We start from the raw sequence: 20,480 nt of genomic DNA, 5'->3' as shown, positions 1-20,480 counted from the left end.
CCCTCCAGGGAACGCCCGTTCAGCCCTCTACGAGAGCCTCCCCGCAGACCCGCCGACGCAGGATGCCGAAGTCGCCGGCCGACGGATCCCTCCAGCCGCCATCCCTGGGGATGCCGAGCGTCGAACTTCGACTGAGGGCGTGCCGACCGCCGGAGCAGACCGGCGTCGAGATGCGGGAGCGAACAAGAAGGCCGTCTGAGGATCGACGCTTTAAAGAACCGCACATACCCGAAGCCGCCGTAAGTATGAGGCCGTTCGGGCGGCCGCCCGAAAGATTAATATTTCAACTAGCCCGTCACACCACGTGGCTCTTTCCCGTGAGGAGAGGCTTAGGTTTCTTAAGGCCTTGGAGGAGGATGAGGAGTTCCGGCTGGCCGTAGCCGGCCTTCTAGGCCTTAGGGAGGTTCTGGACGAGCTGAGGAGGCTTAGGGAGGACTTCCACAAATTCGTCCAGATGGAGGAGGAACGCTGGAAGGAAAACGAGAAGAGGTGGGAGGAAAACTGGAAACGCTGGGAGGAAAACGCAAGGCAGTGGCAGGAGAACTGGAGAAGATGGGAGGAGAACGAGAAGAGGTGGCAGGAGAATTGGCGGCGGTGGGAAGAGAACGCGAAACGTTGGGAGGAAAACCAACGCCGCTGGGAGGAAAATTGGAAGCGCTGGGAAGAGAATACAAGGCGGTGGGAAGAGAACGAGAGGCGTTGGCAGGAGAACGACAAGAGGTGGGAGAGGGCCTTTGAGGAGTTCCGCTGGATAAGGTCTGCGTTGACGCAGATACAGGAGGCTCTCGGGGTGTCTCTGGAGTTCTACACGGCCCAGTGGATTAGGGAGTGGCTCGCGGCTGAGGGGTTTACCTGCAACCCGATCGTGCATGCGGCTCTGTTGATCGACGGCATTAAGGAGGTCGACGTCTTCTGTCCGGATCCGCTGGTGGTGGCCGAGGTCAAGTCGGCGGTGCCCACCGTAGACGAGGCCGACAGGGCCTTGGAGCAACTGAGGAGGGCCGCGGAGGCCGCCGAGAAGTTTGCCAGGACGCGGATATACGCCGCGGTTCTTGCCGTCGAGACCGCGCCTGAAGAGGTGGCGCGCTACCTGCAGGCCAAGGCCGGGGAGGCCGGCTACCTCCTCGTGTTGGGCAGAAAGGCTAAATAGTGCCTTCGCATCCCGCCACGTGTCCAGAGGCTTCAAGAGCCTAACTCCGGTCGACAAGGCTGTTGCCGAGTTCCTCTCCAAGGTATCGCACAGGCCTCCCGTCGTCGACGTGCCGCTGGGCGAGGCGCTGGGGAGGTATCTGGCCAGGGACGTGGTCGCCGAGGTGGACGTCCCTCCCTTCGACCGCGCGGCCTTCGACGGGTATGCGGTCAGGTCCGTAGACACGCTAGGGGCCGCCAGGACCAACCCCGTCGTGCTGAAGGTGGTAGGGCGCGCCGGGCCGGGGAGGCCCTACCAGGGCGTGGTGGGAGCGGGGGAGGCGGTGGAGGTGGCGACGGGGGCCCCTCTGCCCGAGGGGGCCGACGCCGTGGTGCCCTACGAGGAGGCGGCCGAGAGGGGAGGGTCCGTGGAGATATATCGGCCGGTGCCCCAGTATTACTACGTCTCGAGGAGGGGGGAGGACCTCTCCAGGGGCGAGCTCGTCCTTAGGGCCGGGACGCGGCTGAGGCCCTGGGACCTGGGGGTCCTCGCGTCGCTCGGCATGTCGCGCGTGCCGATATACTCCGTCAGAGCCGCCGTGATATCCACAGGGGACGAGCTGGTCGAGGTGGACGACGTGCGCGGCGGCCCTCCGCCGCCCGGCAAAGTGGTGAACTCGACCAGGTTCGCCCTGATCGGCCTCTTCCGAGAGGCAGGCGCGGACGCCCACTATCTAGGCCTCGTCCCCGACGACGAGGAGGCCATAAGGAGGGCGCTGGAGAGGGCGCTCGCCGACTTCGACGTGGTCGCCACCACCGGCGGCGCGTCCGTCGGGGGGCCCGACGCGACCCATAGGGCCGTTTCCTCCATGGCCGACTTCTACGTGAGGGGGGTTGCCGCTAGGCCGGGGCGCCCCAACGGGGCGGCCGTGGTGGGCGGAAAGCCCGTAGTCGTCCTGTCGGGCTTCCCCGTGGCGGCGATCGTCGGCTTCGAGATATTCGCGAGGCCTGCCGTCTTGAAGATGGTCGGCGGGAGGCCGGAGCCCGCGCCCACGGCCAGAGGCGTCTTGACCAGAAGGATAACTACGCCGATAAACGTGAGGACCTACGCAAGGGCGAGGGCCTACGTCAGGGACGGGAGGATATACGTGGAGCCTCTCGCGGTGACCGGCAGCGGCGTCCTCTCGACGCTCACGAGGGGAAACGCCATCCTGGTGGTGCCGGAGAACCGGGAGGGCTACGACGAGGGGGACGAGGTCGAGGTGCAGTTGATAAGAGGGCTGGAGGAGGCCTAGGACGAGAGGCGTGCGAACCGCTGTAAGCGCATCGACAGGGCTAAGGCGATCTCCTAGATGGAGGTCTCGGCCTCTCGTTTAGGCGAGGGCCCACGTCCATTCGAATAGTCGGCTGTCCGACTAAAGACAGACGCATCGATTGGGCAGACAAACCCTCGCGGTCTGGCGAAGAGGCCCGCGCCCCGGCCCGCCTCAACGGACAGAGATACGCCTCAAGGCCCTCGCCTCGATTCGTCTCGGGCAGATCGCCTCAAGCGGCGCGCGAGGGCCGTTCTATGCTCTAGGCTATGTGCCTCCAGCTCCCTGAGGATCTCCGGCCTCTCTCTGACAGCCCTCTCGACTATGGAGAGATATCTGGCGACTCTGACAGCCGCCGGCGATATCTCCACGAGCTCTCTCCCGTCAACCACGACGAAATGCCTCCTAGGTATCTCCTCGTCCATTATGTACTCGGCCTCATTGACCGAGGCGTGTAGCAGAGAGCAGTGGGGACTTCCGTCTATGGAGACCGCCGTGATGGACCTGGGACGCGAGGACCGCACCATACTCACTATTTTGCCGTATAGGGCCGGATGCTCCCTCTCCGGACACGCGAAGAGCACCGTCCTCCCCCTGGAGATCTCCTCGTACAGCTTCGGATTGACGAAGGGCAGACACGCCGCCACCACGGCGACGTCGGCGTCCTTGAGCCTATCGGCCTTGACCCAGGTGCTCCAGAGCCAGGCCTCGGCCATATCAATCTGAGGCCCTCCTCGCTTGCTGTAACGCCATGAGCATGGGGCAGTATCCTCCGCACATGGTGCAGCCCCTCACCTTCGGCTCGCCGTATTGGGCATAGATGGACCAAGCCCTCTCGGGGTATATCAACTTCGATATCATCTCCCTCCACATGAGCCCGCCTCTGTATCTGCTCACCTCGTCGTCCCAAGACCTAGCCCTCCTCCCCAACTTGACCACGTCGGCCACATGGGCAGCTATTCTGAAGGCCACGGCGCCCTCCTCGACCTGCCCAGGCGTGGGAAGGCCCAGGTGCTCGGCCGGCGTTAAGTAGCATAGAAGGTCGGCGCCCGCCGCCCCCGCCAGAGCCGCGCCGATAGCGCCGGCGATATGGTCGTAGGGAGCCGCCACATCCGTCGGCAACGGGCCCAACACATAGTAGGGGGCGCCGTCCGTGAGCCTCTTCATGAGCTTGACGTCCCACACTATCTCGTCGAGGGGGACGTGGCCCGGCCCCTCCACCATGACCTGGACCCCGGCCTTCCTAGCCCGTTTGACCAGCCTAGCCGTCTCCAGTAGCTCGGCCACGTGGAATTCGTCGTGGCTGTCGGCAGTGGCGCCAGGCCTCAACGCATCGCCTATGGATATCACTGCGTCGTATTCCTTGAAGAGCTCCAAGACGTAGTCCCATCTCGAATGGAAGGGGTTCTCCTTGTTGTTGTGCAACATCCAGCCTATGATCATATCTCCTCCCCTGGAGACAACCGGTATGGTCCTCCCGCCCCTCAAGGCCTTGATGGCGAGGTCCCTCGTCACCGCGGCATGTATCGTCGCGAACCCCACGCCGTCCTTGAGATGCCTCTCGACCGTCCCAAACAGCTCGTCCTCGTCGAAATAGGCGCCTCCTCCCCTCCTCCCGAACGAGTATATAAACGCTTGGTAGATCGGCACGGTCCCCACGGGCAGTTTGCTCTCGCCGATCACGGCCCTCCGTATCTCGTCCAGGTCTCCCCCCACGGATAGATCCATGAGCGTATCGCCCCACCTATTCGCTATCCTCACCTTCTCGAGCTCGGCCTTGAGGTCCACGACCTCGCTGGAGGTCCCCAGATTCACGTTGACCTTCGTGGTCAGGCCGACGCCCACCGCGGCCATTTTGTCGGGCATCTTGATATTTCGGATCAACACGGCCCTGCCTCCGGCGATTCTCCTGGCTAGCTTGCCGCCGTCGACCCCCTCGCGCACGGCCGCCAGCTTCACCTCCTCGGGGATCCTCCCCTCCCGCGCCTCCTCGACGATCGTTTTGGCCATAATTAACTTATTCAAATTATATTAAAGCATTATCGCCGATATGTTGAACGTTCAATAAACCATAAAGTCAGCCGTATCGACAGCCGCATGTCGGTGGCGAACGGCTTCGAATACCTGGAGAGGCTTAGGGATTTCTTCTACAGCCTAGCCGAGTTGAGGGATAGGCTCAAGGAGAGGGGGTTCAAATGGCCCAGGCCCTATTCAGCGGACGGCGTGAGGACGGGCACGGTCAAGGTGAAGGTGGGGTTCCCCGCGATGTTGAGAAACGGCGTGATAATGGACGTCACCAACGTGGAGCAGGCTCAGATAGCGGAGGACGCGGGCGCGGTCGGGGTCATGGTCCTCGACAAATTGCCCTACGACGTGAGGAAGGCGGGCGGAGTCGCCAGGATGGCCGACCTAAAGGTCATAGAGGAGGTCATGTCGCACATCACGATCCCCGTATCGGCCAAGGTGAGGATAGGCCACTACTACGAGGCCTTCTTGCTGGAGGAGGCGGGGGTCGACCTAATAGACGAGTCCGAGGTGTTGACGCCGGTCGACGAACAACATCACATAAACAAGTGGGTATTCTCGGTGCCCTTCGTCAACGGCTGTAGGGAGCTATGCGAGGCCCTGAGGAGGATATCGGAGGGGGCCTCGATGATCAGATCGAAGGGCGAGGCCGGGACCGGCAACGTGGCGGAGGCCGTCAAGCACTTCAAGACATTATATACAGCTATAAACGAGCTAAACGCCGCAAGAAGGGCCGGGGAGGAGGAGAGGCTTAGAGACTACGCGAGGCAGTGCCAAGTCCCTCTGGAGCTCGTCGCGTTGACGGCCGAGATGGGGAGACTGCCCGTGATCACCTTCGCTGCGGGCGGCATCGCCACGCCTGCCGACGCGGCGCTCATGATGTGGCTTGGGGCTGACGGAATCTTCGTGGGGAGCGGCATATTCAAGTCGCAGGACCCCAAGGAGAGAGCCGAGGCAATAGTCCTCGCCACAGCCCGTTGGGACGACCCCGAGGCTGTGGTGGAGGCGCAGAGGATGGTAAGCGAGAGGACCGCCATGGCGGGAATAGACGTGAAAACGCTCAAGCCGGAGGAGCTCCTCCAGACGAGGGGGGTATGAAGGTGGGCGTCCTCGCACTGCAAGGCGACGTCGAGGAGCACGAGCAGGCCTTCAGGAAGGCCGGCGAGGAGCTGGGGGTCGGAGTCGACGTGGTGAAGGTTAAGGAGGGGCGCCAGCTCGGCGACCTGAAGGCGCTAGCTATACCGGGAGGAGAGTCCACCGCCATCGGTCTGCTGGCAAGGCGCTATCTGGAGAAGCTGAGGGATGCAGTCGCCGGAGGTCTCCCCACGCTGGGCACTTGCGCCGGCGCTATACTTATGGCCAAAGAGGTAAGGGATTCGGCCGTCGGCGAGACGGGCCAGCCCATCCTCGGCGTGATGGACATAGCCGTGGTGAGAAACGCCTTCGGCAGACAGAGGGACTCGTTCGAGCTCGACGTCGAGGTCGAGAGGTTCGGCACCTTGAGGGCTGTGTTCATAAGGGCGCCTGCGATCGTCAGGGTCTGGGGAGGGGCCAGGCCTATCGCGAGGCTTAAGCACCCAAGGGCCGGCGAGGTCGTGGCGGCGGCCCAGGAGGACTCGATGCTGGCCACGGCATTCCATCCGGAGCTAACCACCGCCGCCATGCATAAATACTTGCTGGAGCTAGCTAGAGGTAGGGCATAGCCGCAACCCCTTATTTTTAAGCCACGGAACGATCGGCTCGAAAGTTGCCGAGAGCGCCGTTGGCCTCATTTAAATACTTCTTTACTTAAACTCCTGAATTATATGGAGTCTTGGCGTGAACTTAACGCCGAGCCTTACTGCCATGGGTTTAGTGATTTCCTCGTCTTTACGCAGACACTCGTCTCGCGAGACGCATTGGGACATCAGGTAAATCCTCTCTCTAGATATACCGAACTTGTCAATAAACCAGAGCACCTCCTCTTCATCTCTCCAGTTTTCTACTACAAGCTTAAATATAGCTTTATTACTCTTTACGAATTCCTTTACTGCTATCTCATTGATCCTAGCGCTGATCGGCAACCTAGAGTTGGAAAGCTTAGGCGACACGTTAAACGCATCCACATGCTCGATGAGCCCATTGGGCGGTATTGTGCCGTTTGTTTCAACTTCGATATACCAATCGAGACTCTTTATAATTCTTACCAGCGGCAACAATTCATAGGTCCAAAGTAGTGGTTCGCCGCCAGTAATAACCATGTGCTTAATGCCGCCTCCCGCCTCTATCAACCTCGAATAGACGCTATCAAGGCTCATCTCGGTACCTCCGTGCCAAGAATACTTGGTGTCGCACCAGATGCATCGTAGATTGCAGAGAGCTAGACGGAGAAATACCGCCTCTTTACCCGCATTGGGTCCCTCGCCCTGTCTCGACCTGAATATTTCAACGACCTTCATGGAGTTATTCGCTCAGATAGTCCTCATAAATCAGATCCGGCGGTATCGCATCTCTCCAAACGATGAGGAGGGACGCCAACCTTAGACGAGCTCGGTTGCCGCTGGCGATAGGTACGTGCCGACGTCCCCATGGCCTCAAATTCGGCAACGACGAGGACGTCTACGAAGACGACGATACGGAGGACTCCTGGGATGGAAATACTGCGGCAACAGGCGCCTGGATGGCCGTAATGGCCGCGGCTAAATCCCGATGTCCGGCCCTCTGTTAGGGCCGCGGGGCCCTGTCCCTGATTATCTTAACCCAGACGTTGTGCCTCGGGTCCATGTCTGGCCGAGCCCTATGGCATATATAGGCAACGGACACAGACGGCCGGCAGAGGTGGCGTCAACGCCTGAGGCGACGGCCGCGCAGGCCGCTGCATCGACGGCCGTCGACGGTGGCCGAGCCGTCCGGCTCCGCTGAGGTCGCCCGGACCGGCCGGTCTCCTCCCCGACTGCGCCGCCCGCCTTGGGCCCTCCACTGCGCCTAGGCGCTGGGCTGGGGCCTCCACTCGCACCTATAGCTAGAGAGATCGCCCTCCACCTCCTCCACGACCTTGTAGGGGTCCTTGATCTCCCTCATGGGCCTCCCGCTGCCTCCGCGCAGATACATCACCACCTCCGCCACTACGCTGACGGCGATCTCGCCCGCGGTCCTGGCGCCTATGTCGAGCCCCGCGGGGGATCTGAGCCTCGACGCCACGGCCTCCCTCGGCAACCCCCTCCTCTCCAGCTCCCTGACGACCAGCGCGGCCCTCCTCTGGCTTGCCAGAAGCGCAACGTAGCCGGCGCCCCGCCTGACGGCAAGCTCCACGACGTCCACGTCGCTGGGGTGGCCCCCCTCGTTGGCGACCACGACGATAGAGCCCTCGGAGACGAGCCGCTCCAGATCGGGCAGATCGCCCCTATAGAAGGCGCCCTCCGCCTCGTGGCCTATGGCCGCCACGTAGTACCCCGCCGCGGCCGCCACCTCCGACACGCGGCGCGCCACCTCGCCGAAACCCACCACTATCACGGTCGGCCTCACCAACACGGCCTCGGCCGAGATCGACATGCCGCCGACCTCCAGCTGAGCCCTCTCGCCGGGCCTCAGCCCGGCCACAGCCCTGACAACCGCGTCCGGCACCAAGCCCAGAAGGGGCCTGCCGCCCACCACGGCGTCGACGTAGGCCCGCCCGCCGTCGAGAACCCTCACGACGACCGCCGCCTCGCCCCGCCTAGCCGCTAGGTCGAGCACCTTGAACATGTCGCAGACGGACACACGGCAAAGGAGGCCTAAAGTTAAAAGCTTAACAGGTCGGCAGGTCGCCTCCAGACGCGGCGCCGCGCCTCCACGCGGTTGCCGCTACTGAAGCCTCGACCCAGCTGAAGGGCAGGCATCGGCGTTGCGCCTACGACGATGCGGACTGCCGCGGGTTCCCACCCCCTTCAAGGAGGGGCCGGCAGATGGGCCTAACGTGCTCGTTGAGGCCCAGCGTATGGGCGTCCCTCATCAATATGCGCCGTGGGTCTATTGACTGGGTCTCGGCACGTCCGCCGGGCGGGACAGCGCTGTAAAGACTCAAGGGGGCTTGCGGGTCGGCGTCCCTCGCGCCGAGTCGAGCCGATCAAGCGTGGGTCTCCCGCTTGACCCATTCCAGATATTCGGCGTGGCCGGCCACGATGGGCAACGCCGCGATTTCCGGCAACTGGTAGGGATGGATGGACCTCACCTCCCTCACGACGTCGTTGATCTTGTCGCTGGTGGTCTTCACCACGAGCATCACCTCCTCCGCCTCCTCGATTTTCCCCTCCCACCAGTACATCGAAGATACGGGCGTTATGTTCACACAGGCCGCCAGCCTCCTCTCGAGGAGATGCCTCGCGATCTTCCTCCCGCTCTCGCGGTCCGGGGCCGTGATCAACACCGCCGCGTACATGGCTTGGCGCATCCAGCTCTATAAAACCCTAACGCGTGGAGCACAGCCGCCCGTAGGCCTCTAGGGGCCTAGGGACGGCTGGCGGCGGGGCCGCTACAAGTTTACGCGCCTCCCGCCTCTTAGGACCCCCAGCCTCGGGGTCCTCCCCTCGGCGAACGCCTCCGAGACCGCGAGCCGTAGCTGGAACACGTTCTCCACGGGCTTGCCGTCGACCGAGACTATTATATCGCCGCGCCTCAGCCCCGCCTCCTCGGCGTAGGAGCCCGGCTGGACTGCCACTACCAGGAGTCCCCGATCCGCCGGGAGTCTGTACACAGCCGCCATGGCCCTGTTCACCGCGGCCACGTATACGCCGAGCGCCGGCCTCACGTAACGCCCGTACCTCTTCACCATGTCGATCATGACCTTGGCCAGGTCTATGGGGACGGCGAAGCCTATTCCCTGCGCCCCCGCTATTATGGACGAGTTGATCCCCACGGCCTCCCCCGCCGAGTTTATCAGGGGGCCGCCGGAGTTGCCCGGATTTATCGCCGCGTCCGTCTGGATAAGGAACTCGAAGACCCTATCCCCCACGCTCAGGCTCCGCCCCACGGCGCTCACTATGCCGAAAGTAGCGGTTGGCTTGTCGAGCATGGCCAGGGGGTAGCCCAGGGCGAGGACGGGCTCGCCGACCTTCAGCCTCAAGGCGGAGCCGAGGGGTATCGGCGGGGCCGAGAGGTCGGAGGCGAGGAGGGCCAAGTCGTCGTTGGGGTCGCCAGCGATCGGCCGCGCCTCGGCGGTCTCGCCCTCGGGCGTCACCAGAAGGACGGCGTCTGCCCCCGCCACCACGTGGAAGGCGGTCAGGAAGAGGCCGCCGCCGGCCGAGAACGCAGTCCCGAAGGAGCGGCCCTCCTCGAGGCCCCAGACGTCCGACAGCTTGGTGACCACCCCCACGACAGACCGCGACGCCTTCTCCACGAGGCTCGAGAGGTCCATGGCCCAGATAAAATCCCCATAAATATAGCTGTCGACAACGCCGATCCTTGGAGGTTCCTCTCGGGGCATGGGCGCCTCTGCGCGGCCCTCGAGGTCTCGGGAGGGGAGCTACTGGGCCGCGGCTCATCGCGCCCGCGGGGCGCCTAGGGAAAACGGACTTAACTTCGCCCGCCCCTCGGCGAGGGTCACGTACGGGACGACGTATCTATATACCGCCAAGGGGCCGAGGGGGTCGGCCCTCTGTCGTTAGGCGGAGCAAGGTTTGCCCGATGGACCTATTGATGCTGAGGCTCAGATCGCGGATGGATCCGAACTTTTACGCCATACGCATATTTCCTAAACGAGCCCAAGGCCGCTTAATGCCGGATTTGGTCGAGGAGGTCTTGAGACTTAAACGCGAGAGGGGCGCGGTGATTCTCGCCCATAATTACCAAAGACGTGAGGTCCAAGCCGTGGCCGATTTCTTGGGCGACTCGCTGGACCTATCGCTTGAAGCGGCTAATACCGACGCTAGGGTCGTAGTATTCGCCGGCGTGTACTTCATGGCGGAGACTGCGGCGGTGCTCAATCCAGATAAGCTCGTTTTGATACCCGACGTCAAGGCGGGTTGTACGTTAGTTGATTCGATTAGAGCTGAGGACGTCGTCAAGTGGAAGAGGGAACACCCAAACGGCGTCGTTGTAGCCTACATAAATTCATCGATCGAGGTGAAGGCGGTCTCCGACTACGTCTGCACCTCAGCCAACTGCCACAAGATAGTCGAGTCAATACCGAGAGATAGGCCTGTGCTTTTCGTGCCTGATAGGAACCTAGGTAATTACATAAGGTATGTCACCGGTAGGGACGACTTGTACATCTGGAACGGCGCCTGTTACGTGCATGATAGGATCACGTATGATGTCCTCGCCAGGGTTGCTATGGAGAATGGGAATTCAGTATTGCTCGTACACCCCGAGTGTTCAGGTACTGTTGACATACTCAAGGATGCGGGAAAACTGGGGGTTAGGGTTAAGGTCTCGTCAACGCAGGGCATGGTTAGGGCTGTCGAGGAGTCGAGGGGCGATAGTTTCGTGATAGCCACTGAGACCGGTCTGATAGATAGGGTGCTGAGGGAGATCCCTGATGCCAAGGTTGCACCAGCCCTTAGGAGTGCTGTCTGCGGTTTCATGAAATTGATAACCTTGGACAAGGTCTATAGGTCGTTGAGAGATCTCGTCTATCCCGTGAGGGTTCCTGAGGATATTGCAAGGAGGGCTAGGGTTTCGATAACGAGGATGCTCGAGTTTAGGTGATGCATGCGAAGTTAGTAATAATTGGCTCTGGGATAGCCGGTTTGAGCGCCGCGATAAGGGCCAGGGAAGAGGGGTTGAACGACGTTGTTGTGGTGACGAGGGACTTACGTGGCGGTAGTTCCTGGAAGGCTCAAGGCGGGATCGCTGTACCCATTGATAGCTCAGACGTTGAATCCCACGTCAACGACACGTTGGCGGCCGGTAGGCATCTAAACGATGGATGGGTTGTGTGGGGCTATATTGGGTTTGCCCGCGAATCCCTTAATTGGTTAGTTAAGCATGGTTTCGAGCCTTGTGCGAGGAGATCCTTGGAGGGCGGTCACAGTAGGGCTAGGGTTGTTAGGGCCAGGATTGGTGGTGATAAAATTGGTGAGGCGGTTATGAGTATCTTAACTAAGGCTGTCGAGGAGTTAGGCGTCCAGGTAGTCGAGGGTAGGTTGGGTGGTGTTGAAGTTAATGGTGATAGGGTTATGGGTGTGGTTCTTGAGGATGGGGATGTCGTGCGAGCTGATGCCGTTATCCTCGCCACCGGCGGCTATTCGGGTTTATACCTATACAGCACCAATGATGGTGATGGGTCCGGCATCGAGGCGGCTCTAAGGGCTGGCGCGTTGGTTAGGGACTTGGAGTTCGTGCAATTCCACCCAACCGTGGCTATGATTAATGGGGACTTGTTCCTAGTGTCTGAGGCCGTTAGGGGCGAGGGCGCTAGGCTTGTGAATAAGGATGGTGAGTACTTCATGAGTAAATACGATGAAAGGGCCGAGTTGGCGACCCGCGACATTGTCAGCAGGGCTGTATATGCAGAGCTTATAAGGACCGGCGGCGTTTACCTAGATATCTCGTCGATAGACCTCGAGGACAAGTTCCCCACTATAAACGACTTCCTTCGGGCTCGCGGCGTTAGGCCGGATAGGGACTTGGTGCCAATAACGCCGGCAGCCCATTACACTATCGGCGGCATTGCGGTGGATGCACTAGGCCGATCGAACGTTAAGGGTCTTTTCGCAATAGGCGAGACGTCGTCGAGTCTCTTTCACGGCGCCAATAGGCTGGCCAGTAATAGCTTGCTGGAGGCCTTAGTCCAGAGCTACCTAGTCGTTAGGGCATTTAAGGCCTACGTCAACGGCGGCGTCTGGAACACGCCGGCGATCGGCAGATACGACTTAGTCGTGGACGCGGAGTGCCGGGAGGCGGATGGCGTGGATTTAAACATGGCTAGAGATTTGATGTGGAGATACGTCGGGATAGTTAGGAGCGAGGAGGGGCTCAGGAGGGCTATTGATGAACTTGAAGGTTCGCTGTTGCCGAGCCTCGTCGCTAGGGCTGCGATTATCAGGAGGGAGAGCGTCGGCGTTCATTATAGAGCTGATAGCCCAAATTGGTCTGGGACTAAATTTCATATATTATTCAGATGCCATTCGCCATGATCGAGGCTAGACTATTTGCATATAAACTACTCGACGCCTTGAGGGAAGACAACCCATTCTGGGACTTAACCAGCACGATAGTGCCGAGGGAGTATGGCGAGGCTTGCATTAGAGTCAAAGAGGACTGCATAGTTGCCGGCATGGAGGAGGTGACCGAGCTCCTGAAGTTGCTCGGGCTCGACTTTATGGTGCTTAGAGGAGACGGCGAGACGGCGAAGGCAGGCGATTGTATATTAATCATCAGGGGACAAAAGCCCGAGCTGTTAAAGGTCGAGAGAGTCGTGTTAAACGTCCTAATGAGGGCCTCGGGCATAGCCACAATGACGAAAAGAATCCTCGACAAGGCTAGGGAAATTAACCCAAAAGTAAGGGTTGCGGCTACCAGGAAGACGACACCGTTCCTCAGATATCTGGAGAAGAAGGCCGTTGCGATAGGCGGCGGCGACCCGCATAGGTTCGGCCTAGGCGATGCGATCTTGATCAAGGACAACCACATAAGGGCCGTTGGAGGGCTCGAGAGGGCGTTGGTGCTAGCTAGGGAGAGAGCGCCGTTTATCGCTAAGATAGAGGTTGAGGTTGAGAACGTGGAGGATGCCGTAAAGGCCGCCGAGCTCGGCGCCGACATAGTGATGCTGGACAACATGGGCCCAAGCGATGTGGCCAAAGTACATGGGGAGTTGATGAGGAGAGGCTTGAGGAAGAGGGTCGTCCTAGAGGCGTCGGGCAATATCGATGAGAAAAATATAGCAGATTACGCCAAGTATGTAGACGTAATATCGATAGGGTCGTTGACCCATAGTTATAAATCAATCGATATGAATATGGACTTAATTAAATAGATTCCAAGATATTATCAATTACTGGCCGAACTTCTGTAGGCGCTCGCGATAGCCGAAGCGATTGCTAGGAACACGCGGTCGGGTCGATCGCCGACACCGATCCACTGCCCTACGGCGAGGCTCGTCGTTCTCTCTTTGTCGAGCCGTCAAGAGGGCAGATGGAGAAGGGATGAGTTAAATATATTACGTCTAGAGTCTATCCTATGCCGTATACAAGGGCCGAGGCCAAGCTGTCCGTCGGCGGCAGGTCGTATAAGATCTATAGGGTGAGGGCCCTCGAGGCGGAGGGCTACGACGTGGAGAGACTTCCCTACAGCATAAGGGTCCTCCTGGAGAACGTCCTCCGCAATTTCGACGGGAGGGATATAAACATGGAGCATCTCGAGGCTCTGGCCCGCTGGAACCCCAAGAACCCCGCGGGCGAGGTGGCGCTCAAGGTGACCAGAGTCGTGATGCAGGACTACACCGGCGTGCCGGCCGTCGTGGATCTCGCCACCATGAGGGATATAGCGGTCAAGTCGGGGGCGGACCCCAAGCTGATAAACCCGCGGGTCCCCGTCGACCTGATCATAGACCACTCGGTGCAGGTGGACCACTGGGCCTCTCCGCAGGCCCTGTCCATGAATATCCGCCTGGAGATAGAGAGGAATAGGGACCGGTACGTCTTCCTCAAGTGGGCCCAAAACGCCTTCAGGAACTTCCGCGTCTTCCCGCCGGGCACCGGCATAATCCACCAGGTGAATCTGGAGTACTTGGCCAGGGTCGTCTGGACCGAGGGCGACTCCGCCTTCTTCGAGACGTTGGTGGGCATGGACAGCCACACGACCATGATAAACGGGCTGGGGGTCGTCGGCTGGGGAGTCGGGGGAGTGGAGGCCGAGGCCGCCATGTTGGGCGAGCCCATAACCATAAAGGTGCCGAGGGTCGTGGGCGTGAGGCTCTACGGCGAGCCCAAGCCCGGCGTCACCGCCACCGACATAGTCCTCGCGGTCACCGAGGCCTTGAGGAAGGTCAACGTCGTGGACGCCTTCGTCGAGTTCTTCGGCGAGGGGGTACGCAAGCTGTCCGTCCCCGATAGGGCCACCGTAGCCAACATGGCGCCCGAATACGGCTCCACGACCGGCCTGTTCCCCGTCGACGGCAACACCCTAGACTACCTCGCGGCGACAGGCAGGCCCGAGGACCTCGCGGCCCTCGTGAAGAGGTACTACGAGGAGCAGGGGGTCTTCGGCGGCGTCGAGGGGGCCGAGTACAGCCAGGTCGTGGACTTCGACCTCTCCGCGGTCGAGCCGTCGGCGGCCGGCCCGACCCTCCCGTGGCAGAGGCGCGGCCTGGCCGACGTGCCCAAGAGCTTTCTGGAGTTCCTGGTCCAGAGGAAGAGGCGGGAGAAGAGGAAGGCCGTGGAGGTGGAGATAGGCGGGAGGAGGGTGGAGTTCGGCGACGGCGACGTCGCCATAGCGGCCATCACCAGCTGCACCAACACCTCAAATCCCTATCTGCTCGCGGCGGCGGGCCTCTTGGCCAAGAAGGCCGTGGAGGCCGGGCTGGAGGTGCCGCCCTACGTCAAGACCAGCTTCGCGCCGGGCTCCCGCGCCGTCGAGGAGATCTTGAGGCGCGCCGGCCTTCTGCAGCATCTCGAGAGGCTGGGCTTCCACGTTGTGGCGTACGGCTGCACCACCTGTATAGGCAACTCGGGCCCGTTGCCCGAGCCCGTGGCCAAGGCGATTAGGGAGGGCGACGTGATGCCCGCCGCCGTTCTGTCGGGCAACCGCAACTTCGAGGGGAGGGTACATCCGGACGTCAAGGCGGCCTATCTGGCCTCGCCCCCGCTGGTGGTGGCCTACGCGCTGGCCGGCACGGTGCTGAAGGACCTCTCCAGGGAGCCCCTCGGGCACGGCAGGGACGGGAGGCCCGTCTATCTGAGGGACATATGGCCCTCGCCCGAGGAGGTCAACGACGCCGTGTCCAGAGCCATGGACCCGAAGGTATACGTCGAGAAGTACTCCAAGGCGGGTGAGCTGGTCCCAGAGTGGGGCGAGCTCAAGGCGCCTTCGGGCGACCTCTACCAGTGGAGACCCGACGACACGTACATACAGCCGTCGCCTCTCTTCGAGGGGAGGCCGATCTCCGGAGATATAGTTAACGCAAGGCCCCTCTTGATACTGGGCGACAGCATAACCACGGACCACATATCGCCCGCCGGCTCGATACCCAGGGACAGCCCCGCCGGCAAGTTCCTGGAGTCCATGGGCGTGCAGCCCAAGGACTTCAACACATTCGGCGCCAGGAGGGGCAACTGGATGGTGATGGTCAGAGGCACGTTCTGGAGCAAGGGCTACACCAACAAGATGGGCGGGGGCCTCGAGGGCGGGTACACCATCAAATACCCCGAGGGGATCAGGACCACAGTCTTCGAGGCGGCCGAGAGGTACAGACAGGAGGGCACGCCGCTAGTGGTGCTCGCCGGGAAGACCTACGGCGCCGGCTCGAGCAGGGACTGGGCGGCCAAGGGGCCGAAGCTCCTGGGCATAAAGGCCGTGATAGCCGAGAGCTTCGAGAGGATACACCGCTCCAACCTCACCATGGTCGGGATAGTGCCCATACAGCTTCCGCCCGGCGTGACGGCCGACAGCCTGGGTATGGACGGGTCTGAGACCGTGGACGTGCTGGGCCTCGAGGATCTGGCGCCCGGCAAGGAGGTCACCCTGAGGATACACAGAAGGGACGGGCGTGTGGACGAGGTCAAGGCGAAGGCCGCGGTCTATACCTGGGCTGAGGTCGAGTACATAAAGCACGGCGGGATACTGCCCTACGTGCTGAAGAGGCTCCTACAGAAATAGCCGTTTTTCCCGGCGTCTTCGGCGCCTACCCAACGGGCGCCCGGCCGGAGCCGTATAAGGCCAGAAAAGGCTAGATTTGGAGCTCCTTGTCGGTATGTCTCCGCTTCACCGCCTTGTCGAAGATCACCCAGTTTCTGTACCACTCCTCGTTGGCCTTCTTGAGCTCGGCGAGGATCACCTTGGCTATGTCCCTGGCCGTGACGGTCTCGCTGTCGGAGACGGCGCATTCCACCTTCCTGGCTATCCTCCTCGCCACGTCCAGAGGCGCGCCGGCCTTCAACACGCTGACCACTATCTTCTCGGGGATGAACTCCTCCTCTCTCCCGTCCCTCTTGACCACCTTGACCATGCCAGACACGGCATCTATTTATTTATGTTTCGGCCTCCCGACCTCCACCGCGCCTTTCCCTCGGCGGAGGCCGGCCCTGGATCTGGGCTGGGAATCTTATTAAATCAACGGCAGATGGGGTACATGGAGAAGAAGTGTTTCAAGGCGGTGGGGTGCGTCTCGGCGTTGGGCCTAGGGACCTCTGGCCTCGGCGGCGACCTCTGGCGGGCCGACACGTCGAGGGACGAGCGGCATCTCGCGGTCCTCGCCAACGCCTTGGCCAACGGCATTTTTGTTATAGACACGTCGGAGATATACGGCGGGGGCCACGCCGAGGAGCTGGTGGGGAGGGCCCTCTCGACCTTCGCGAGGGAGGATAGGGATAAGGTAATGGTCATCGCCAAGTTCTGGCCGGACGACGTGGAGAAGATAACGCTGGCGGCTAAGGCGAGCGCGAGGAGGCTCGGCACCTACATCGATGTATATATGCCGCACGGCCCGCTCCCCGACATATGTAGGGCCGTGAGGGCCTTCGAGGAGCTGATCGATAGGGGCGTCATAAGGTTCTGGGGTCTCAGCAACGTCGATGTGGATACGGCCGAGCGGGCGAGGAAATGCGCCAAGAAATACGACCTGGCGGCGTTGGAGAATGTCTATAGCTACATCAACAGGCTCGACGAGCATGGGGTCCTGCCCTACGCCCAACGCGAGGGCTTGCTCTACCTGGCCGCCAGCCCTCTGGCCAGAGGCGCGGTCGTCGAGAACTACAGGATACGGCGCATAGCCGAGAGGCTCGGAAAGACGCCCGTCCAGGTGGCTCTGCGCTGGCTCATGGACAAGCCGGCTGTGGTGCCCATACCGAGGACCACCAGGCCCGAGGGCGTCCTCGAGTTCGCCGGCGCCTACGGCTGGAAGCTCCCCGACGAGCACGTGAGGGAGCTGGACGCCGGCTGAGACGTGGGGTAGGCCGATTCCGACCGGCCGCCCGAGCCCTACGGAGGATGGGCCGGGACGGCGCCTCGCGCCATCGGGCCAGAGGACTCCTCGGGGTAGGCACGCCGACTGGCCCTAGAGCCTGACCGCTCTGATCTTCTGCCCGCCCTCTCTGCCGCCCTCAGGGAAGTACATATCCGCCGTGGCCAGGAAGCCGGACCTCAGAAGCACTGCGCCCAGCCTAGTCGCTGGGGGCGGGACGCCGGATCTCAGCTGCCTCTCCGTCTCGGCGTCTCCGACGTATTCGGCGTAGAGGTTGGAGCCTGAGGGCAGCGCGCGGTGTATCCATCTAAATATGGCGAGCTCGGCCGGCGATCCGTAGAGATGCGGCGACGCGCCGAACAGCTCCGCCCAGGGGGCGTAGTGGGGCGGCCGCCCCCTGAAGATCTTGACGACGGCGAGCCTGCCCCAGCCGCCGAAGAGCTCCACGTTGAGCTCCTCGGGGAAGCGGCCCCTCAGGAAGAGGGCGTGGAGGCCCTCGGGCGCTTCGACGGGGACCTCGGCCGCGTCGGGCCTGGCGGAGCCCATGGGCCGTCTCCGCTGAATATTTATTAATGTCGGCGTTTCCGGCCTCGTGGACTTCAGAGAGGCCATGGAGGTTCTCTACAGAGGGTTCCTGTACCAACTGGCGTTGATTCTAGTAGGCCTCGTCGTGCTCGCCGTAGGGCTCCTGGGGCCGAGATCCGCGCTGCTCGCCGCCTCCGCCGCCCTCGCCGTCCTGGCCGTTGGGCTCATCGCCGTGTTCTTCCTCTACGTCTTCAGGGGGTATAGGGCGCTCCACAGGCTCGGCTTCAAGTGGGCTTGGTGGCTGGCGTGGGGGCCCGTGGCGCTGGTCGCCGTGGCTCTGATATTCGCCGCGTCGGTGGCGGCCTACCTCGCCGGCCGTCCGGCCCTTGCCGTCCGCGCCCTGGCGAGCCCGGCCGCGCTGTACGTCGCCATAGGCCGCGAGCCCGCCCTGCTGGGCATCGTCGCGGTGGTCCTCGCGCTCGAGCTCATCCTGGCCGCGGCCAAGGCCCTCACCTTGAGAGATCTCCACAGGCGCACATCCCTCGGCCTGTTCAGAGTGGCGCTCGCCCTGTTCGCCGTAGGCTACGTGCTGTCCCTCCTTCCGCCGGTCGAGTACGTAGGCCTAGCCGTGCTGTCGGCCGAATACGTGGCCGAGATGTCTGCGTATAGGGCCGCCTCGCGGGCAGGCGCCCCCTCTCAGCCCCCTCCGGCGGGCTCAGCGGGCGGCGACGGTCTGCTGTTCGAGGACCCAGGCCGGCGTGTTGAGGAGGGCCACGTACCCGCCGAAGGCTTGCACTAGGGTTTTCCCCTCCTCCACGCCCCTCGGCACGATCTCGACCTTCACCCCCTTCGAGTCGCCCCTCATGACTATGTCGAGCACCTCGTCCTCCCCGAGCTCCTCGGCCACGACGACGACCTCAGCTATGCCCATGTCCATAGCCCTGACGACGTTCTCCTTGCCGTAGACCATGTACTCGCTCTTCTTCACCGCATAGTACATCACCCTGTCCATGAGCTCCTTGGCCTTGACGTACTCTGTCTCCTTCAGCTGCTCCTGCGAGTTCATAATGGCCTCCTTGACGCCGTACTCGTTGGCGCAACAGGCCGAGACCACGGCCAGCACCTTGTCGCGTAGCCGGTAGTCGAGCCCCCCCTCCTCCAGGAAGTCCTCCTTGGTCGGGCCGGGCCCCGCCACGATCAGGCCCTTGAGGCCTGGCATGGAGAGAAAGGCCCTGTTGGCCTCCTCCGCCACCAGCTTGTAGAACACCTCGGCCAGATGCTCCGTCTGTCGCTTGTAGCGGTTGGCCGACTGGCCGCCGGCGCTGTGCTTCCCGGGGACGAAGAACTGGACGGTCTTGAGCACCTCGTACTGGCCGCCCCTCAGCACCGCCAGCACCGCCTCCCCCCTCTCGACGACTATTATGCCGTAGGCCACGCTCGATTTTATCATGTCCTCGAGGAGCTCCGTGTGGAACGCCGTGTCGCATATGTACTTGAAGGTGTAGACGGGCTGCGGCGGCACGACGACGTAGTACACCCACTCGTAGTTGCCGGGGTTGATCATGTGGAACCCGGCGAACACGGCCATGCCGTTCTCAGGCGCCTTGGCCTCCCCCTTCAAGTTGTTGACGATCCTCTCGAGGGTGTCCTGCACGTGCGTCCGCGTGGTCTTGTCCTTTATGTTGGAGGCGGTCGACCACTCGCTCCTCAGCAGAGTCAGGACGTCAGGCATCGGCCTCTCGCCGTTGATGTAGAGCGTTATGAGCGTCGTGGCGTATCCCCTGAACTTCCTAAGCAAGTTGATGAAGGCCCTCAGCTCCACTCCTGTCTTGAGGAAGTAGACGCCGTTGGGCGGCCTGCCGAAGCTCATGACGAAGAGGTGCGGAATCCCTTTAAATAGTTAATAGCAAAGGAATGTCTCGACAGTCCGCGGCAGGGCCATAACCGACGCGGCTTCTCCGCCGAGTCCACGCCCCTGAAGCTGGGAGGAGGTCTAATCAGAATCACGTGGTAAGGGCCTCAGATGGGACACAGCTCCATTTGCGGAGGTGCAGACGCTATGTAATACACGAAGGCTTAGACAACGCCTTAGCATGCCCCTAAGCCTCCGCGACCACCGGCCGGCCTAGGACGGCCGCAATGGGCGGTCTGGCGTAGCTATGGTGTTCAACAACCGCATTATCTGGGGTCCGGCGGTCAGCACCTCGACAAGTGTCTTCGGATGCTCCAGCGGAGCCCGCCTCGCCTCCTCCGCAACGGTGGGGCGCCCTTAGCTACAGGGCCTTCAAAGGCCTCGCCCCTGGTGGATAGGGGGCCCTTAGGCCTGTATTTCGGCGCATCTTCAGCCCCCATGTGCTCGTACGGCTGTGGTGCCGGCCTAGGCGGCTCCATGAGCTCGGCCGCGGGAGGGCGCC

19 protein-coding genes are annotated in these 20,480 nt (G+C 61.9%); 10 read left to right on the top strand and 9 right to left on the bottom strand.

The features are described from left to right. The first annotated feature begins 304 nt into the window (after positions 1 to 304). Both B7L68_RS00700 and glp read left to right on the top strand, forming a co-directional pair. Positions 305 to 1,150, top strand: a complete 846-nt coding sequence (locus tag B7L68_RS00700; RefSeq protein ID WP_081245758.1) for a hypothetical protein — start codon at positions 305 to 307, stop codon at positions 1,148 to 1,150. 19 nt (positions 1,151 to 1,169) lie between these two features. Further along, positions 1,170 to 2,423: a gephyrin-like molybdotransferase Glp gene (gene glp, locus B7L68_RS00695; RefSeq protein WP_081245757.1), complete on the top strand. Its 1,254-nt coding sequence runs from the start codon at positions 1,170 to 1,172 to the stop codon at positions 2,421 to 2,423. 212 nt (positions 2,424 to 2,635) lie between these two features. Here the strand turns inward: glp and B7L68_RS00690 are convergent, their stop codons facing one another. Together B7L68_RS00690 and thiC are read right to left on the bottom strand one after the other, a co-directional pair. Then, positions 2,636 to 3,157, bottom strand: coding sequence for a 4Fe-4S ferredoxin (locus tag B7L68_RS00690; RefSeq protein WP_081245756.1), 522 nt, complete (start codon positions 3,155 to 3,157; stop codon positions 2,636 to 2,638). Between the two features lies 1 nt (position 3,158). Further along, complete coding sequence (gene thiC, locus B7L68_RS00685) at positions 3,159 to 4,451, bottom strand: phosphomethylpyrimidine synthase ThiC (RefSeq protein ID WP_081245755.1); 1,293 nt, start codon at positions 4,449 to 4,451, stop codon at positions 3,159 to 3,161. A gap of 87 nt (positions 4,452 to 4,538) precedes the next feature. On the opposite strand from thiC, the gene pdxS reads away from it, so the two are divergent. Together pdxS and pdxT are read left to right on the top strand one after the other, a co-directional pair. Beyond that, on the top strand, positions 4,539 to 5,564 hold the full coding sequence (gene pdxS, locus B7L68_RS00680; protein WP_081245754.1) for a pyridoxal 5'-phosphate synthase lyase subunit PdxS: 1,026 nt from the start codon (positions 4,539 to 4,541) through the stop codon (positions 5,562 to 5,564). Next, positions 5,561 to 6,169, top strand: coding sequence for a pyridoxal 5'-phosphate synthase glutaminase subunit PdxT (gene pdxT, locus B7L68_RS00675; RefSeq protein WP_081245753.1), 609 nt, complete (start codon positions 5,561 to 5,563; stop codon positions 6,167 to 6,169). The genes pdxS and pdxT overlap by 4 nt, the downstream gene beginning before the upstream one ends. Positions 6,170 to 6,250: 81 nt before the next feature. Here pdxT and B7L68_RS00670 read toward each other — a convergent pair whose 3' ends face one another. From B7L68_RS00670 to B7L68_RS00655, 4 genes are all read right to left on the bottom strand, one after another. Next, the gene (locus B7L68_RS00670) at positions 6,251 to 6,904 is read right to left on the bottom strand and encodes a 7-carboxy-7-deazaguanine synthase QueE (RefSeq protein ID WP_081245752.1); all 654 of its coding nucleotides are present in this window, start codon (positions 6,902 to 6,904) and stop codon (positions 6,251 to 6,253) included. A gap of 526 nt (positions 6,905 to 7,430) precedes the next feature. Continuing rightward, positions 7,431 to 8,204, bottom strand: a complete 774-nt coding sequence (locus B7L68_RS00665) for an XdhC family protein (protein ID WP_238136253.1) — start codon at positions 8,202 to 8,204, stop codon at positions 7,431 to 7,433. A gap of 346 nt (positions 8,205 to 8,550) precedes the next feature. After that, positions 8,551 to 8,862, bottom strand: coding sequence for a divalent-cation tolerance protein CutA (gene cutA, locus B7L68_RS00660; RefSeq protein ID WP_081245751.1), 312 nt, complete (start codon positions 8,860 to 8,862; stop codon positions 8,551 to 8,553). Positions 8,863 to 8,955: 93 nt separating this feature from the next. Next, entirely contained in the window at positions 8,956 to 9,837 is an 882-nt protein-coding gene (locus B7L68_RS00655) for a S1C family serine protease (RefSeq protein ID WP_081245750.1), read from the bottom strand. Between the two features lie 359 nt (positions 9,838 to 10,196). Between B7L68_RS00655 and nadA the strand changes: the two genes are divergently transcribed. The 4 genes from nadA to acnA all read left to right on the top strand — a co-directional run bounded on the left by nadA (position 10,197) and on the right by acnA (position 16,238). Further along, entirely contained in the window at positions 10,197 to 11,129 is a 933-nt protein-coding gene (gene nadA / locus B7L68_RS00650; protein ID WP_081245749.1) for a quinolinate synthase NadA, read from the top strand. Beyond that, the gene (locus B7L68_RS00645; protein WP_255408289.1) at positions 11,129 to 12,559 is read left to right on the top strand and encodes an L-aspartate oxidase; all 1,431 of its coding nucleotides are present in this window, start codon (positions 11,129 to 11,131) and stop codon (positions 12,557 to 12,559) included. The genes nadA and B7L68_RS00645 overlap by 1 nt, the downstream gene beginning before the upstream one ends. Further along, a complete protein-coding gene (gene nadC, locus B7L68_RS00640; RefSeq protein ID WP_081245747.1) occupies positions 12,556 to 13,398 on the top strand; it encodes a carboxylating nicotinate-nucleotide diphosphorylase in 843 nt (280 codons plus the stop codon). The genes B7L68_RS00645 and nadC overlap by 4 nt, the downstream gene beginning before the upstream one ends. Positions 13,399 to 13,601: 203 nt before the next feature. Beyond that, positions 13,602 to 16,238: an aconitate hydratase AcnA gene (gene acnA / locus B7L68_RS00635; protein WP_081245746.1), complete on the top strand. Its 2,637-nt coding sequence runs from the start codon at positions 13,602 to 13,604 to the stop codon at positions 16,236 to 16,238. Between the two features lie 70 nt (positions 16,239 to 16,308). On the opposite strand, the gene B7L68_RS00630 is transcribed toward acnA, so the two are convergent. Further along, positions 16,309 to 16,587, bottom strand: coding sequence for an ATP cone domain-containing protein (locus B7L68_RS00630; protein WP_081245745.1), 279 nt, complete (start codon positions 16,585 to 16,587; stop codon positions 16,309 to 16,311). A gap of 123 nt (positions 16,588 to 16,710) precedes the next feature. Here B7L68_RS00630 and B7L68_RS00625 point away from each other — a divergent pair, with 123 nt between their 5' ends. Continuing rightward, entirely contained in the window at positions 16,711 to 17,520 is an 810-nt protein-coding gene (locus B7L68_RS00625; RefSeq protein ID WP_369907385.1) for an aldo/keto reductase, read from the top strand. Positions 17,521 to 17,634: 114 nt separating this feature from the next. On the opposite strand, the gene B7L68_RS00620 is transcribed toward B7L68_RS00625, so the two are convergent. Beyond that, a complete protein-coding gene (locus B7L68_RS00620; protein ID WP_101957991.1) occupies positions 17,635 to 18,087 on the bottom strand; it encodes a DUF1122 family protein in 453 nt (150 codons plus the stop codon). Between the two features lie 46 nt (positions 18,088 to 18,133). Here B7L68_RS00620 and B7L68_RS00615 point away from each other — a divergent pair, with 46 nt between their 5' ends. Continuing rightward, positions 18,134 to 18,865, top strand: a complete 732-nt coding sequence (locus B7L68_RS00615) for a hypothetical protein (protein ID WP_101957990.1) — start codon at positions 18,134 to 18,136, stop codon at positions 18,863 to 18,865. On the opposite strand, the gene prf1 is transcribed toward B7L68_RS00615, so the two are convergent. Further along, entirely contained in the window at positions 18,782 to 19,936 is a 1,155-nt protein-coding gene (prf1, locus tag B7L68_RS00610; protein WP_081245741.1) for a peptide chain release factor aRF-1, read from the bottom strand. The two genes, B7L68_RS00615 and prf1, sit on opposite strands and share 84 nt — an antisense overlap. Between the last annotated feature and the right edge of the window lie 544 nt (positions 19,937 to 20,480).

Source organism: Thermoproteus sp. CP80, assembly GCF_002077075.2.
Taxonomy (GTDB): domain Archaea; phylum Thermoproteota; class Thermoprotei; order Thermoproteales; family Thermoproteaceae; genus Thermoproteus.
This window is presented reverse-complemented; position numbering and strand designations above follow the sequence as displayed.

What these genes read in the sequence shown, in the direction of transcription:
- B7L68_RS00670 (WP_081245752.1), bottom strand. Translation starts at nt 6,904, where the DNA reads ATGAAGGTCGTTGAAATATTCAGGTCGAGACAGGGCGAGGGACCCAAT.
- B7L68_RS00655 (WP_081245750.1), bottom strand. Translation starts at nt 9,837, where the DNA reads ATGGACCTCTCGAGCCTCGTGGAGAAGGCGTCGCGGTCTGTCGTGGGG.
- pdxS (WP_081245754.1), top strand. Translation starts at nt 4,539, where the DNA reads ATGTCGGTGGCGAACGGCTTCGAATACCTGGAGAGGCTTAGGGATTTC.
- nadC (WP_081245747.1), top strand. Translation starts at nt 12,556, where the DNA reads ATGATCGAGGCTAGACTATTTGCATATAAACTACTCGACGCCTTGAGG.
- cutA (WP_081245751.1), bottom strand. Translation starts at nt 8,862, where the DNA reads ATGTACGCGGCGGTGTTGATCACGGCCCCGGACCGCGAGAGCGGGAGG.
- thiC (WP_081245755.1), bottom strand. Translation starts at nt 4,451, where the DNA reads ATGGCCAAAACGATCGTCGAGGAGGCGCGGGAGGGGAGGATCCCCGAG.
- B7L68_RS00645 (WP_255408289.1), top strand. Translation starts at nt 11,129, where the DNA reads ATGCATGCGAAGTTAGTAATAATTGGCTCTGGGATAGCCGGTTTGAGC.
- B7L68_RS00625 (WP_369907385.1), top strand. Translation starts at nt 16,711, where the DNA reads ATGGAGAAGAAGTGTTTCAAGGCGGTGGGGTGCGTCTCGGCGTTGGGC.
- acnA (WP_081245746.1), top strand. Translation starts at nt 13,602, where the DNA reads ATGCCGTATACAAGGGCCGAGGCCAAGCTGTCCGTCGGCGGCAGGTCG.
- prf1 (WP_081245741.1), bottom strand. Translation starts at nt 19,936, where the DNA reads ATGAGCTTCGGCAGGCCGCCCAACGGCGTCTACTTCCTCAAGACAGGA.
- B7L68_RS00630 (WP_081245745.1), bottom strand. Translation starts at nt 16,587, where the DNA reads ATGGTCAAGGTGGTCAAGAGGGACGGGAGAGAGGAGGAGTTCATCCCC.
- B7L68_RS00690 (WP_081245756.1), bottom strand. Translation starts at nt 3,157, where the DNA reads ATGGCCGAGGCCTGGCTCTGGAGCACCTGGGTCAAGGCCGATAGGCTC.
- pdxT (WP_081245753.1), top strand. Translation starts at nt 5,561, where the DNA reads ATGAAGGTGGGCGTCCTCGCACTGCAAGGCGACGTCGAGGAGCACGAG.
- B7L68_RS00620 (WP_101957991.1), bottom strand. Translation starts at nt 18,087, where the DNA reads ATGGGCTCCGCCAGGCCCGACGCGGCCGAGGTCCCCGTCGAAGCGCCC.
- nadA (WP_081245749.1), top strand. Translation starts at nt 10,197, where the DNA reads ATGCCGGATTTGGTCGAGGAGGTCTTGAGACTTAAACGCGAGAGGGGC.